Below are 14,469 nucleotides of genomic sequence, written 5' to 3' on the forward strand. Positions count from 1 at the left end.
CCCTCACCCATGCAGCCGCCGCGCCGTGTCAGTTGTTTCTCGCCATGCCGCGTGTGAGCCGCGCATACGAAACCATCATGCTCGCCAGTTCCTGCGAGATCGACGTCAGCGGCGAGTTGCTGCGACGGATCAGGCAAATGTCGCGCGGCTGGAAGGTCTCGCGGATCGGCACCCTGACGAGCGACCCCGAAAACAGTTTGAAATCGGCGAGCACGCCGGGGTCCATCGTCAGATAGTCGGTCTCGCAGACGAGAAACAGCGACTCCAGCAGCGTCTCCGCGGTCACGACGATCTTCGGCATGCCCAGCCCGTTGGCGGCGAACATGCCCACCAGCCGATTCGCCGCGATGCCCACCACCCCCTCGCGCTTGAAGCCCACCCATTCGGAATCGGCCAGTTCGGCAATCGAAGTCGCGTTAGCCTTCGGGTGGCCGGCGCGCGCCAATACAGCGGGCGAGGAACGGTAAAGCCGGTCGATGTGCAGGTCGACGACGTCGTCGAGTTCTGGCGCGAGCGGGCAAAGCGCGAAATCGAGGTGGCCGTCGCGAATCCGTTCGATCAACATTTGCGACGACCCGTTCGACAGATGCACGAGCACGCGCGGATAACTCGCGCTGAAGCGTTTGAGCGTCGGCACCAGCAGTTCGGCGAGCGGCTCGGACGTCAGCCCCAATGCGATGCGTCCGGTCGGCTCGCCTTCCAGTTCACGCATGTCCTGATCGATCCGCTCGCAATCCTTGAGTATCGACGACGCCCGCGCAAGCAGTTTCTCGCCGAACGGCGTGAGGCTGATTCCCAGATGCGAGCGGGTCAGTAAAGGCACGGCGAGTTCGGCTTCGAGGCTCTGGATCGCGTGGGTCAACGCGCTCTGCGCGATATCCAGCGAACGCGCGGCCGCGCGAAAACTGCCCTGCTCGACGACCGCGCAAAACACTCTGAGTTGACTCAACGTCATGGGATCACCTTATGCGATTGCGCTTGCTGTGCGCTTGTTTTGCATTCACTAACAGTTCTTCGGCCCGCTGCACATACGGGTATTTCTGTGATCTGCCGATTAGATCGTGATGCCATGGATCGGTCTTCCGAGTCAAAAAATGAACACATAGGATTTGCCGCAACCCGTGCTTGCGCGCAGGCCCGCTTCACTGCCACCCGTTTCACTTCACCTTACTTGCATCCGGCTATGCCGAGGATAAATACGATGAAAAAGACCTTACCCATGATCGCCGTACTCGCTGCATTCTCCGGCGTCGCGCATGCGCAGAGCAGCGTGACGCTGTATGGCCTCGTCGACACCGGGTTGGCGTTCAATTCGAACGCCAAAGGAGGCCGGCAATACTCGGCGGCCTCCGGCAATCTGCAGGGCGATCGCTGGGGCCTGCGCGGCACGGAAGACCTGGGCGGTGGGATCAGCGCGATCTTCCGTCTCGAAGGCGGTTTCAACATCGACAACGGCACGCTCGGCCAGGGCGGCGCGTTGTTCGGCCGTAAAGCCTACGTGGGTCTGTCCGGTCCTTATGGTACCGTCACCCTCGGACGCCAGTACGACCCGCTCGGCGACTACGTCGGCAGCTTCGAATCGGCCAATGCCGAAGAGCTCGTGACCGGCACCGAATGGGGCAGCATCTACGGCGCTCACCCGGGCGACATGGACAACCTCGACAACTCCGACCGCATCAACAACGCCATCAAGTACGCGAGCAGGAACTACGGCGGCTTTACGTTCGGCGGCATGTACAGCCTCGGTGGCAAAGCCGGCGACTTCACCAGCAACCAGTTGTTCGGCGTCGGCGCCGGTTATCACAACGGTTCGTTGAGCCTCGGCGTCGCGTACGAAAAAGCCAAGGACCCGAACTACTCGGTATTCGGCACCAACCCGAGCGCCAATTCGCCGACGTCGACGAGCACGCTCAACATGTCGAGCCCGGTGTACAGCGGCTTCGCTTCCGCCGGTGCATGGCAGGTGATCTCGGCCGGTGCGGCTTACCGGATCGGCAATGCGACGATCGGCGGCGTGTATAGCAATGTCGCGTTCCAGAACCTCGGCAGCGAAGCCGGCGCGGGGCTGAACCCGAAACATCTGAGCGGCACGGCGTCGTTCAATATCGGTGAACTGAACTTCGCGTATCTGGTGACGCCCGCCCTGCAACTCGGCGCGGCCTACACCTACACGCGCGGCAGTTCGGTCGGCAGCATTTCCGGTGCATCGTATAGCCAGGTCAATCTCGGCGCCGACTACTTCCTGTCGAAGCGCTCCGACCTGTATCTGGTCGGCATCTACGAACACGCAAGCGGCGTCGATTCGACGGGCAAGCAGGCGGTGGCGGCTATCGCCAATCTGTCGAACTCGTCGACAGACGTGCAAACCGCCGTCGTGGTCGGCATCCGTCATAAGTTCTAACGTACTGCCTCCTCCACCGCAGTCAAAAAAGGTGCCTCCGGGCACCTTTTTTATTGCGACTGCTTCTACTGTTTGCGCCGTCCCGACTGCCCGATTCGAACCGGCAATCCAGACGGCCTCACGCAGACTCAAGCGCCGTCACGCAAAGCAATGCGATGCCCTTGCGCGCCTCGCGCGACCTCGACCAGATGCGGCGTTCCGTACTGCGCGCTTTGCTGCGCCTCGTCGGGATTGAAGTACGCATCGTCCGCGAGACGCTGCACCGGCACGTCGCGCGACAGCACCTTGAAACCGTCCTGGCGGTTGCCGCGCAACTCCGGCACGGCTTGCAGCAAACGGCGCGTGTACGGATGGCACGGATCGTCGAATACGGCGTCGCGCGAACCCTCTTCGACGATATGCCCGCGCAGCAGAACCAGCACCCGGTCGGCGATCTGTTCGACCACGCCGAGGTCGTGCGAAATGAGCAGACACGCAAAGCCGTAGCGCGCCTGCAGCGACACCAGCATATCGAGCACCTGTTTCTGCACGGTCACGTCGAGTGCCGAGACGGGTTCGTCCGCGATGATCACGGCCGGACGGCTCGCCAGCGCTCTCGCAATCGCCACGCGTTGCCGCTGGCCGCCAGACAACTCGTGCACGAAGCGGCGCGCGTGATCGCCGAGCCCGACGTCGGTCAGCGCGGTCGCGACCCGTTCGGCGCGTTGCGCCGCGCTCAGCGTGCGGTCCGCACGCAGTCCTTCAGCCACCAGCGCGCCGACTCGCATGCGCGGATCGAGCGATGAATACGGGTCCTGGAAAACCATCTGGATCGCACGGCGCGCGGTTTGCAACTGCTTCGCCCCGGTGCCGAGAAAACGCTCGCCGTTCAGTAGCACCTCACCCTCCGCCGGTTCGACGAGACCGAGCACGACCTTCGTCAGACTTGTCTTGCCGCTGCCCGATTCGCCGACGATCGCCAGCGTCTCGCCGGCGCGCAAGCTGAACGACGTGCGATGCACCGCACGCACGCTCCGCTTCGCGCCGAACCACGACGCGACGCCGCCGCTCGCCGCCTGATAGTCGATCACGACGTCACGCACGTCGAGCACCGGAGCGGGCGCCTGAAGCGATTCGGACGATTCGGGTGATTCAGGCGATTCCAGTGACTCGGCCGATTCCGGCGCTGCCGCAGCAGGCAGCCGCCGTGGCAGCGCATCGAGCAAGGCCAGCGTGTATTCGTGCGACGGCCGTGAAAGCACCTGCCCGGCCGCGCCCGTCTCGACCGCGACACCCGCCCGCATCACCAGCACGCGCTCGGTATAAGCCGCCACCAGCGCGAGGTTGTGACTGATGAAGATCAGCGCGGTGCCCTCTTCGCGCGTGAGCTCCGTCATCAGATCGAGGACTTCCTTCTGCACGACGCAGTCGAGCGCGGTGGTCGGCTCGTCGGCGATCAAAAGACGCGGGCGCAGCAGCATCACGGCCGCGAGCATGATGCGCTGACGCATGCCGCCCGAAAACTCATGCGGATAACGCTTCATGCAGCCTTGCGGATCGCGCACCCGAACCCGTTCAAGCATCGCCACGGCCTGCGCCCACGCCTGTGCGCGCGGCACGCCGCGCCGCCGCACGAGTGCTTCGGTCAACTGCTCGCCGACGCGGAACGCCGGATTTAGCGACACCATCGGCTCCTGAAACACCATGCCGATGCCGACCCCGCGAGTCGCGCGCCACTGCGCCGGCGTCTGGTCGAGCAACGACTGGTCCGCGAACGTCACGCTGCCGCCGATGATCTGCGCCGCGTCCGGCAGCAAGCCGAGCAGCGTTTTGCCGATCAGCGTCTTGCCGCTGCCGGACTCGCCCACCACCGCCAGCGACTGTCCCGCATCGAGGTCGAAGCTGACGCCATGCACCACCGGCTTCGCGCCGCCATCCGGCGTGCCGAAACCCAACGTCAGATCGCGCACGCTCAGGAGCGGCCGGCTGGTTTGAGCGCCCGCTGCATGAACGCCATGCGCGGATGCCGCGCTGGTTGAAATAGCGGGCGCGGATTCACGCGTCATCATTTAGCCCCTCCGTTCATGCGCGGGTCGAGCAGATCGCGCACCGCGTCGCCGAGCATATTGATGCCGAGCAGTGCGAGCGAAATCGACATGCCCGGGAAAATCGCCAGCCAGATTGCGCGGTCGATGGCGTTGCGGCTGTCGGCGAGCATCCCGCCCCAGGTCGGCGCGGGTGGCGGCACGCCGAGCCCGAGAAAGCTCAGCGCGCTTTCGGCCAGCAGCGCGGAGCCGAACAGCGAAGTCGAAAAGATCAGCAATGGCGCGACGCAGTTCGGCAGCACATGGCGGCACAGCGTCCACACACCGCCGTTGCCCATCGCCTGCGATGCGACCACGAAATCGCGGCTGCGCAGGGACAACGTGCCGCCACGCGCGAGCCGCGCGACCGACGGCGTATACGCGAGCCCCAGCGCGAGCACGACGGACCACTTCGACGGCCCGAGCACCGTCATGATGCCGAGCGCGAGCAGGAGTCCCGGAAACGCCATCAACGCGTCGACCAGCACCAGCATCAGCCGGTCGAGCCAGCCGCCGATATAACCGCACACCGTGCCGAGCATCGTGCCGAGCGAGAGCGCGAACAGCACCGAGCCGATGCTGACGGTCAGGCTCACCGACGCGCCGGCCATGATGCGCGACAGCACGTCGCGGCCGAACTCGTCGGTGCCGAGCCAGTGATGCAGGCCAGGCCCCGCGTAGCGCGTCACCAGATCGACCTCGGTCGGATCGTAGGGCGTGTAGACGAGCCCGATCAGCGCGGTCGCCACCAGCAACCCGACCAGCACCACGCCGATCTTCAGATTGAATCGTTTGAAGGATCGCAGTTTCATTTAGAGCTTCATGCGGGGATCGAAAATCGGATACAGCAGATCGACGACCAGATTGACAAGGACGTACAGCAACGCGATGACCAGCAGGCAGCCCTGCACCACCGGATAGTCGCGGGCATAGATGCTTTCCACCAGCAGGCGTCCCATACCGGGCAGCGTGAAGACGGTTTCGATCACCGCGCCGCCCGCCAGCAGATGGCCGAGGATCAACCCGACCACGGTGAGCGCCGGACCGAATGCGTTCGGCAAGGCGTGGCGCAGTAACACGCGCGGCTCCGACAGCCCCTTCGCGCGCGCATGGGAAATGTATTCGAGCCGCAGTACTTCGAGGCTGCTCGCGCGCATCATGCGCGTGAGCACCGCGATTTCGCCGAGCGCGACCGCGACCACCGGCAGCACCAGATAGCGCACCGTGCCCCAGCCGACGTCATGGAAAGATTCGTAGCCGAAGGTCGGCAGCCATTGCAGCTTCACGCCGAACAGCCACATCAGCAGAATGCCGATCCAGAAGCTCGGTAGCGAGACCAGCAGAATGCTGGCGAACACGATTGCCGGATCGGCACGCCGGTTCTGCGACCACGCGGCGAACAGGCCCGCCGGAATCGCGATCAGGCTCGCGAGCGAGGTGGCCGACAACACGATTTCCGCAGTGACCGGAAACGTCGAGCGGATCAGTTCCGCGACCGGCTGATGACGCGCGATCGACATGCCGAGATCGCCATGCAGCAGGTGCGTGACCCACAGCATGAATTGCTCCGGCACCGACCGGTCGAGTCCGAACTGATGACGCAATTGCTCAAGCAAAGCCGGATCGTTGACGTCGCCGAGCATCAGCGAAGCCGGGTCACCGGGAATCGCGCGCATCATGCCGAACACGAGCAAGGTCACGATCAGCACGGTGGGCACCGCCATCGCAATGCGTTTGATCATGTAGGAAAACATCGCGTTCTTTAGTCCTTGCTCACGTTAAACAGGCGGATGCGGCGCATCGGCCACGACGACACACCGTGCAGCCGGCTGCTGACCAGCATCAGATCGGGCGTGTAGTACATCCCGAGAAGCGGCGCGTCGACGAGCATCATCTGGTGCAGCCGTTCGAAGGTCTGCTTGCGCGTCGCCTCGTCCGTCACGCCTTCGAGGCTGTGCAGCAGTTCGCGCGCCGCCGGGTTTTCCCACTGCGCCATCGGTGTTTTCGACTTGTCGCCGAGCACGTCGCCGAACATCAGCGCGGGATCGATCCGCGCGGAATAGCCGAACGACATCATCTGAAAGTTGCCCGAGCGGAAATCGCTCACCTGCTTGCCCCATTCGACGATGTCGAGTTCGGTGCGGATGCCCGCTTTCGTCAGCAGCGACTGCGCGTAGACCGCCAGCGTGTACATATGCTCGAAGCGCCGGCTGGTTTCGAGTTTCAGCGTCTGACCGTGATAGCCCGCCTCGGCCAGCAGACGCTTCACCTCGGGCAGGTTCTGCGTATAGCCGCTTGCGTCGATCGGCGAGAACAGCCTGTTCGCGTCCGGCACCAGCGACGGGTTGTAGCGTGCGTGGCCGTCCGTCACCGCGTTGACAATGCCGGGCAGATCGAGCGCGAGCGTAATCGCGCGGCGCATCCGTACGTCGGACAGCAGCGGGTCGCGGGTCTGCATCAGCAGCGCGGCGGGGTCGGCGCTCGGACCTTCGACGATATGCCAGCGCGGATCGGGTGGCAGCAGACTGTTCTCGCTGATCGCCATCAGGTCGATCTGGCCAGCCGTCAGCGCGGACTTCTGCGCGGCTTCGTCGGGAATCACCACGAAGCGCACGTCCGCATGGGCGACCTTGGCGCCCGCGCCGCCGCTCGGCGGCTCCGTGCGCGGCCGGTACTGCGCAAACGGCTTGAGCAGCACGTACTGGCCGCGCTTCCAGTCGGCAAAGACATAAGGGCCGGTCGCGACCGGCTTCAGCCATTTGCCGTCGCTGTCGACGCTGGACGGATGCAGCACCGCCAGCGGACAGCGCGGGTCGACTGTCTGCTTGAGAAAGAGCGCGTGCGGCCGGTCCAGTTCGAACACCACGGTGTACGGGTCCGGCGTGCGCACAGCCAGGACCTTCACACCGCGCCGGCCGTCGAACACGCTGCGGCACTCGAAACCCGAACTGCGCTTCATCAGAAACTCGAAACTCCACTTGACCTCGGCCGAGGTCATCGGCGCACCGTTGTGAAACAGCACGCCATGGCGCAGATGAAACGTGTAGGTCTTGCCGTCGGGGGAAATCGTCCAGCTGTCCGCGAGCATCGGCCCGACGCTCAAGTCGGCACGCAGCGCAACCAGCGATTCGACCACGTTGCCGAGGATGTTGTCGGTTGCGGTGTTGCGCTCCACGTTGCCGGGCATCGAAGTCGGCGTGTCCGTGCCTTCGGCCACCCTGATCTCGTGCGTGACCGGCTGAATTGCCGCCCGGCCCGGCGCCGGCTCCGTGGGCGAAGCCGACGCCCAAACCGCCGAAGCCGCGGCACACCCGCTGAGCAGCACGGCGATCTGCAGCAGATGCCGGGAGAAACGAGTCCTGCAGTCGGTCACGAACGGCACTCCACGAAGGTCTGCGCCTCGATGTGGGGGATACAGTCGACACCGGGTAGCACAACGGGAATACACGTTTGCGGGAAAAGATTGGGCGGGAACATCGGGTCTCCGTGCGTGGGAATCGATCTGCTTGGGTTTGTGGACATCGACCCATTGCAGCGATGCTAAGCACGCCGCTATAGCGAAGGAAGTCACGACAAAATATCGTGATCTATTTTTTAGATCACTCTCCTCGCGCAAAACCCTCAATTGCGCGAGAGGAGCAAAGACAAGGGTCGCCGCGAGGTGCGCCCAGAGCGGGCCTGCGCGTCAGCCGGCAGGCGCGACCAGCGCCCCATCTATGCGATGGCGAGCCAGCGCCTCGGCCACAAATCCGGACGACTTCATGTCCTCGACAAACTCGCGCAGGAAGCGCGCGGCGTCGCCGCCCCGGCTTCCCGGCATGCCCATCGCCTGCCGGATGACCATGAAGCGCTCGTCCAGCAGCCGCAAACCGGGGTGGCGCGCGGCGTCCGCTTCGAGCTGCTGCCTCACACCCGCAGCAACCTCCAGCCCGCCATCGAGGAACGTCCGCACCACGGTGGGCGAACTCGGCGCCCGCACGATCTGCGCGTGACGCAGTTCGCGCGTCAGAAACAGGTCATAGGCACTGCCTTTGCCAACCGCGACGCGATGAGCCGCGACGTCGACGTCCGCATTGCTGCGAATCGCGGATTCGTTGCGCACGAGGTAATAGCCTTCGATCAGTACATAGGGCGCGGTGAACTCGATGCTCGCGCCCCGCGCGGGATCGACCGCGAAGAAACCGATGTCGGCCCGCTCATCGGCGAGGGCCTCGACCGACTTGCCTGCGGTGTCGAACACGACCTGCTCGACCTCGACGCCGAGGCGCCGGCCGAATTCGTCGGCCAGATCGATGGAAACACCAAACAGCCGGCCGGTCGCGGCATCGCGGTTGGCGAGGATCGGATTGCCGAGATTGAGCGATGCTCTGAGTTTGCCAGTCGGCGTGAAAGCAGCACGGATCGAATCGGTGACGGCCATGGTCGAGTCTCCAGACGGCGCGATTCGGACGCGCCGCGTCTACAGTTCAAAAATCAGGGTTTAAGGAGGCCGGCAATCTTCGACAGCGCGTCGAGCGTATGTTTCAGGTGTGCTCGCAAAGCCTCGGATGCCTCTTCGTTGCGATCTTTCTCGAGCAGGCTCAACACCTGCAGATGCTGCTTGCAGTGCTTCACATAGCGCTGCCGGTCCTGCATCGAGCGGTACGAAAGCAGCCGGCGCACGCGGTTCACGCGCCTGATCGTATCGATGAAAAACGGATTGCCGGATGCTTCGACCAGCGACTCGTGAAACCGCACACCGCGTTCGTGCAGTTGATCCGCGGTATCGGTCTGAATGCCGCCGTCGAGCAAGTGCTGCTCCGCGGCCCGGCAGCGCGCGAGCACGCCCGGCGCCAGACGAAAGCCCGGCTCCAGCAACGCCGCGGGTTCCAGCGCCAGCCGTAGCCGATATGACTGCAGCAGACTGTCCGGCGTCGTCAGCATGGTGGAGAACACCCAGCCATAGCCCGGCTTCCGGTCGGCCCATCCTTCCTGCGCGATACGGCCGAGCACGGCGTTCAGTTGCGTGTTGGTCAGGCCGTAGCGCGTGCGGATCAGTTGCTCGGAGAAGGTCTGCGGTAGCGCGCCTTTGAGCAGATCGTCGGCGATACGGAAGTAGACGCTCGTCACCACATCTGATTCGGCCAGGCCGAGCGCGTCGACCACGTCCGAAAGCGGCGCTTCGACGGGCTTGGCGAGAAAGAAGCCGCGGTTGCGTTCGCGGCTCAGCACACCCTTCTCGTGCAGAAGCGAAAGCGCTTCGTTCACCGGCGAGCGCGACACGCGAAGCCGGTCGGCCAGCATCTGCGCGGGCAGATGGCTGCCCACCTCGATGCCGTTCGCCTGGATCAGTTCGACGATTTTGCTGGCAATGGATTTGTCGTGATTCATCAGTGTGAAGTCGTATCGCGGCCGCGCTGTCGCCCGGCCGCTCGCATCAGCGGGATTGCGCTGCGATCGTGCTGCGCAGGATCGAAGGTATCACGCCACCCGAGCGCAACAGTTGCACCTCCAGCTGTGTTTCAATCGCCGCGCGGGCTTCAAAAGCGTCCGCTGCACCACTTGTGCGAACCACGCGAATCGCCACCGCGCAGCGCGGCGCCAGCGCGTCGGCGGGCGCGTCCACCTCGATGGTGTCGCCAGGCTCAATGCGCAACGTCGCGGGATTCACGCCAGGCGGCAGACGCAGCGGCAGAATCCCCATCCCGATCAGATTCGAGCGGTGAATCCGTTCGAAGCTCACTGCAAGCACCGCGCGGATGCCGAGCAGACGCTGTCCTTTGGCCGCCCAGTCGCGCGACGAACCGGTGCCATAGCGCTCACCCGCGATCAGCACGACCGGGTCGCCGTGCTGCCGGTAACGCTCGGCCGCGGCGAAGATCGGCAGCACGTCGCCGCTCGGCACATGCAGCGTATGGGCGACCGGCACGTCGGGCTTGAGCAGGTTGACCAGCGTTTTGCTGTGGAATGCGGCCCGTACCATCACCTCCCAGTTGCCGCGACGGGACGCGAATACGTTCAGGTCGTTGCGGTCATCGCCACGTTCGACCAGATAATCGGCGACGAGGCTGTCTTGCGGAATCGCACTCGCCGGGGAGATGTGGTCGGTCGTGATGTCGTCGCCGACCACGAGCAGCGGATACGCCCGATAGCAGCCGAGTTGGCTCGCTTCTGTCACGGTCGCGAAAGGCGGCCGGCGCAATGCGGTCGACGCCGGGTCCCATGGAAAGCGTTCGCTCTCCGGCGCCTTCAGCGCATGCCAGACGGGATTCAGGCTGGCGGCGGCGAATGCGCGCGGATAGTCGTCCGGCTGTGCGGCAATGCTTAACAGTGCGGTGATTTCCTCGCGCGCCGGCCACAGATCGCGCAGATGCACCGGCGTGCCGTCCGCCGCGATCTGCACCGGCTCGCGGCTCAGGTCCACCTGCGCGTCGCCGGCCAGCGCGAACGCGATCACGAGTGGCGGCGACATGATGAAACCGAGATCGAGATCCGGATGAATGCGGCCGGCGAAGTTGCGGTTGCCGGAAAGCATCGCGACTGGATGAATCGAACCGGCTGCGAGCGCCGTGCGAATGGGTTCGGTCAGCGGCCCCGAATTGCCGATACAGGTCGTGCAGCCGTAGCCGACGATATCGAAGCCGACTGCGGCCAGGTCGTCGATCAGACCGGCCCGCTCGAGATACGCGGCGGCGGCGGGCGAACCCGGCGCGAGCGACGTCTTGACCCAGGCGGGTGTCGTCAGGCCGTGACGGCGCGCGTTGCGCGCGACCAGACCCGCCGCGATCAGCAGCGCGGGATCGGACGTGTTCGTGCAACTCGTGATCGCCGCGATCGCAACCGGGCGTTTCGGCAAGCCGGCCGGTTCGCGGGCCGGCCTGAAATTCAGCGCGGCCAGCGCCGTCGCGGTATCGGCATAGCTCAGCAGGTCCTGCGGCCGGCGCGGCCCGGCGACGTGCATGCCGATCGCGCCCAGATCGATGTCGAGCACGCGTGTATAACGCGGCTCCGCGTCCGGGTCGAACCACAGGCCGGTATTTTTCGTGAACGCCTCGACCAGTTCGATGGCCGCCGCGTCGCGATGGGTCGCCTTGAGATAGGCGAGCGTGTTTTCATCGACGGGGAAGTAGCCCGTCGTCGCGCCATATTCCGGCGCCATGTTGGCCACCACCGCGCGGTCGCCGGCGCTCAGCGTCGAGACACCGGGGCCGAAGAACTCGACGAACTCGCCCGATACGCCGATCTGACGCAGGCGTTGCGTGACCGTCAAAGCCAGATCGGTCGCCAGCGTCCCGGCCGGCAACGCGCCGCTCAGACGAACGCCGACGACATCAGGTATCCGCTGCATGACTGGCAGGCCGAACATCACCGTCTGCGCTTCGAGTCCGCCGACGCCCCAGGCCAGCACGCCGATGCCGTTGATCATCGGCGTATGGCTATCCGTACCAATCAGCGTGTCCGGCACCGCCCAGCTTTCGCCGTTACGGTTTTCGATCGACACGACGCTCGCGAGTTGCTCGAGGTTGATCGTATGCATGATGCCGGTGCCCGGCGGATGAATCCGCACGCCCCGCAACGCGCGCGACGCCCAGCGCAGGAACCGGTAGCGCTCCTCGTTGCGGCGCAGTTCGAGTTGCAGGTTGCTTCCCGCGGCGTCCGGGCGGGCGAAGTACTCGACGGCCAGCGAATGGTCGACGGACACGTCGACCGGCAGGACCGGATTCAACGCGGTCGGGTCGATGCCCTCCTCCGCCAGCGCGTCGCGCATCGCGGCTACGTCGACAAGCGCCGGGGTGCTGGTCGTGTCGTGCATCAGCACGCGGCCTGGATGAAACGCGATCTCCGATTCGCTGGTGCCGGGTTCGAGCCACTCGAAAATAGCCTGGACTGCGCTATCGCGATCACGTCCCTCCGTGCTGCGAACAATATTTTCGAGCAGCACCCGCAGGACAACCGGCAGGGATCGCAGCTGCGCGCCGAAGAGTGCAGGAAGATTAATGAACCGGTAGGACGCCTCGCCTACGCTCAAACAGTGTCCGCAGGGCGGATAAACGTTACCCACGATTGTATTTTTTCACCGAAAAATGCAATATACAGGAAATTTCGGCGATCCGTAAAGCGGCGTCGGAGCAGTTATTGGAGCGACGCAAGCATCCTAAAGAAACCCAATCGAAATCCACGGCACCGCCGCCACCAGAATCAATCCCACGCCCAGCGCCAGCATGTACGCGATCATCGGCTTCATGCCATCTTCCGGATTGATGCGATTTATCGCGCAAGCCGTGTAGTACCCCACGCCGAACGGCGGCGCGAACAGCCCCATGCCCATCGCGAGGATGGCAATCATCGCGTAATGCACGGGATGCACACCGACCGTCGCGGCGATGGGAAACAGCAACGGGCCGAACAGCACGATCGCGGGAATGCCTTCGAGCAGGCTGCCGAGTACGATGAACAGCGCGATCGATGCAATCACGAACGTCACCTTGCCGCCCGGCAATTGCGTGAAGAGCGTGGCCAGGTCGTCGGAAAAACCGGATTGCGTCAGACACCATGCCATGCTCGTCGCCGCACCGATGATCAGCAGGATCGCGCCTGATAGCGCGGCCGTTCCCACCAATATCGGCCAGACGCGCCGCACGTCGAAGCGGCGGTAAATCAGCAGCCCCGCCAGCACGGTATAGACAATGCCGATGGTCGACACCTCCGTCGCGGTCGCCACGCCTTCGACCACGGCAAGGCGAATCACGAACGGCAAAGCGAGCGCCGGCAAAGCGATCCAGAAACTGCGCAGCAATTCGCGGTGCGTGGGGCGGGCGGCGCCCTGCCCGTCCTCGTGTGTCATATGGCGATGCCGCCACCACACCAGCGCGCACAACATCAGCCCGACCACGAGGCCGGGCAACAGACCGCCCGTGAACAGCGCGCCAATCGACACGCTAGTCACGGAACCGAGAATGATGAGCACGAGGCTCGGTGGAATCGTTTCGGTTTGCGCGGCGGTGGCCGAGAGCAGCGCGACGAATTCACCGGGCTTCGTGCCGCGCGCCTTCATCTCGGGGTACAGCACGGGCGCCAACGCCGCCATATCCGCCGATTTCGAGCCTGAAATGCCCGACACCAGATACATGGCGCCGACAAGCACATACGACAAGCCGCCGGGCACATGGCCCAGCAGATTGGCGAGGAACGCCACCAATGCCTTCGCCATGCCCGTCATTTCCATCAGCATGCCGAGGATCACGAAGAGCGGCACCGCCAGCAGCACGATCTGCGACATGCCCTGGTCCATCCGGCTCGCCATCACGAGCAACGGCAGATGTGTGGCGATCGCCAGATAGCCGAACGATGCGAGGCTGAACGAGAACGCGATCGGCACGCCGGAAAACACGCACAAGCCCACCACCCCGACGAAGAAAATAATCAGGTTCCAGCTGCCGATACCGAGCAGCATGGGTTGCAGCAGATAAAGACCGGCACCCACCGCGCCGGTCAGCGCGATCGCGGCGAGCACCGGCCGCCAATGCTCCAGCCGGGCGAGTTGAAACAATGAACTCGCCATCATCAGGCAGATGCCGGTGGGCATCGCCGCGGCTCGCCAGGCATTTGAAATGTCGAGGGCCGGGTCGGTCAGATTGGCTTCGTCGATCACGTAGTCGAGCGTCGCGCCGCACACCAGTACGAGGAACGCCAACGGCGCGATCAACGCCAACGCGCGCCAGAAAGCCTGCCACGCCGGCGGCGCCATTCGGACAAACGCGGCCATGCGCATATGTTCGTTGCGCTGGAACGCGATCACCGCGCCCATCATCGCCAGCCAGAGAAAGAGCAGCGAGGCGAGCCCATCGGACCAGATCAGAGAGTGGCGAAACACATAGCGCGACACCACGCCGATTAGAAGCAGCACGATTTCCGTAGCGACCAGCAAGCCGGCGACGCCTTCGGTGAGCAGCACGAGGCCACGCTCCAGCGCCCCGAACAGATGCTGCAGTTTGAGCCGGTTCTCAGCCAGAACAATGCGCATGG

General features: G+C 64.4%; 10 protein-coding genes. 1 reads left to right on the top strand and 9 read right to left on the bottom strand.

The genetic code is table 11. From position 1 onward, the window contains the following. Positions 1 to 28: 28 nt before the first annotated feature. Positions 29 to 955, bottom strand: coding sequence for a LysR family transcriptional regulator (locus PQQ95_RS16695; RefSeq protein ID WP_408438477.1), 927 nt, complete (start codon positions 953 to 955; stop codon positions 29 to 31). Positions 956 to 1,201: 246 nt separating this feature from the next. On the opposite strand from PQQ95_RS16695, the gene PQQ95_RS16700 reads away from it, so the two are divergent. Beyond that, a complete protein-coding gene (locus PQQ95_RS16700; RefSeq protein ID WP_408438478.1) occupies positions 1,202 to 2,401 on the top strand; it encodes a porin in 1,200 nt (399 codons plus the stop codon). Positions 2,402 to 2,529: 128 nt separating this feature from the next. On the opposite strand, the gene PQQ95_RS16705 is transcribed toward PQQ95_RS16700, so the two are convergent. From PQQ95_RS16705 to PQQ95_RS16740, 8 genes are all read right to left on the bottom strand, one after another. Then, entirely contained in the window at positions 2,530 to 4,449 is a 1,920-nt protein-coding gene (locus PQQ95_RS16705; protein WP_408438479.1) for a dipeptide ABC transporter ATP-binding protein, read from the bottom strand. Next, positions 4,446 to 5,276, bottom strand: coding sequence for an ABC transporter permease (locus PQQ95_RS16710; protein WP_408438480.1), 831 nt, complete (start codon positions 5,274 to 5,276; stop codon positions 4,446 to 4,448). Before PQQ95_RS16710 ends, PQQ95_RS16705 begins: the two co-directional genes overlap by 4 nt. Then, entirely contained in the window at positions 5,277 to 6,218 is a 942-nt protein-coding gene (locus tag PQQ95_RS16715; protein WP_408438481.1) for an ABC transporter permease, read from the bottom strand. Between the two features lie 8 nt (positions 6,219 to 6,226). Next, positions 6,227 to 7,837 (bottom strand): ABC transporter substrate-binding protein, encoded by a 1,611-nt coding sequence (locus PQQ95_RS16720; RefSeq protein ID WP_408438482.1) that lies wholly within the window; start codon positions 7,835 to 7,837, stop codon positions 6,227 to 6,229. A 312-nt stretch (positions 7,838 to 8,149) separates the two neighbouring features. Next, complete coding sequence (locus PQQ95_RS16725; protein WP_408438483.1) at positions 8,150 to 8,884, bottom strand: ABC transporter substrate-binding protein; 735 nt, start codon at positions 8,882 to 8,884, stop codon at positions 8,150 to 8,152. A gap of 53 nt (positions 8,885 to 8,937) precedes the next feature. Beyond that, positions 8,938 to 9,834: a GntR family transcriptional regulator gene (locus PQQ95_RS16730; RefSeq protein ID WP_408438484.1), complete on the bottom strand. Its 897-nt coding sequence runs from the start codon at positions 9,832 to 9,834 to the stop codon at positions 8,938 to 8,940. Between the two features lie 46 nt (positions 9,835 to 9,880). Beyond that, positions 9,881 to 12,472 carry an aconitate hydratase AcnA gene (gene acnA / locus PQQ95_RS16735; protein WP_408438485.1) on the bottom strand — a complete coding sequence of 864 codons (2,592 nt, stop codon included), beginning with the start codon at positions 12,470 to 12,472 and terminating at the stop codon, positions 9,881 to 9,883. 126 nt (positions 12,473 to 12,598) lie between these two features. Further along, positions 12,599 to 14,467 carry a TRAP transporter large permease gene (locus PQQ95_RS16740; protein ID WP_408438486.1) on the bottom strand — a complete coding sequence of 623 codons (1,869 nt, stop codon included), beginning with the start codon at positions 14,465 to 14,467 and terminating at the stop codon, positions 12,599 to 12,601. Between the last annotated feature and the right edge of the window lie 2 nt (positions 14,468 to 14,469).

It is taken from the genome of Paraburkholderia caffeinilytica, assembly GCF_046030355.1.
Taxonomy (GTDB): Bacteria; Pseudomonadota; Gammaproteobacteria; order Burkholderiales; family Burkholderiaceae; genus Paraburkholderia; species Paraburkholderia caffeinilytica_B.

Excerpts from the sequence above, each read along its gene's own strand:
- PQQ95_RS16695 (WP_408438477.1), bottom strand. The coding sequence starts at position 955 with ATGACGTTGAGTCAACTCAGAGTGTTTTGCGCGGTCGTCGAGCAGGGC.
- PQQ95_RS16700 (WP_408438478.1), top strand. The coding sequence starts at position 1,202 with ATGAAAAAGACCTTACCCATGATCGCCGTACTCGCTGCATTCTCCGGC.
- PQQ95_RS16705 (WP_408438479.1), bottom strand. The coding sequence starts at position 4,449 with ATGATGACGCGTGAATCCGCGCCCGCTATTTCAACCAGCGCGGCATCC.
- PQQ95_RS16710 (WP_408438480.1), bottom strand. The coding sequence starts at position 5,276 with ATGAAACTGCGATCCTTCAAACGATTCAATCTGAAGATCGGCGTGGTG.
- PQQ95_RS16715 (WP_408438481.1), bottom strand. The coding sequence starts at position 6,218 with ATGTTTTCCTACATGATCAAACGCATTGCGATGGCGGTGCCCACCGTG.
- PQQ95_RS16725 (WP_408438483.1), bottom strand. The coding sequence starts at position 8,884 with ATGGCCGTCACCGATTCGATCCGTGCTGCTTTCACGCCGACTGGCAAA.
- PQQ95_RS16730 (WP_408438484.1), bottom strand. The coding sequence starts at position 9,834 with ATGAATCACGACAAATCCATTGCCAGCAAAATCGTCGAACTGATCCAG.
- PQQ95_RS16740 (WP_408438486.1), bottom strand. The coding sequence starts at position 14,467 with ATGCGCATTGTTCTGGCTGAGAACCGGCTCAAACTGCAGCATCTGTTC.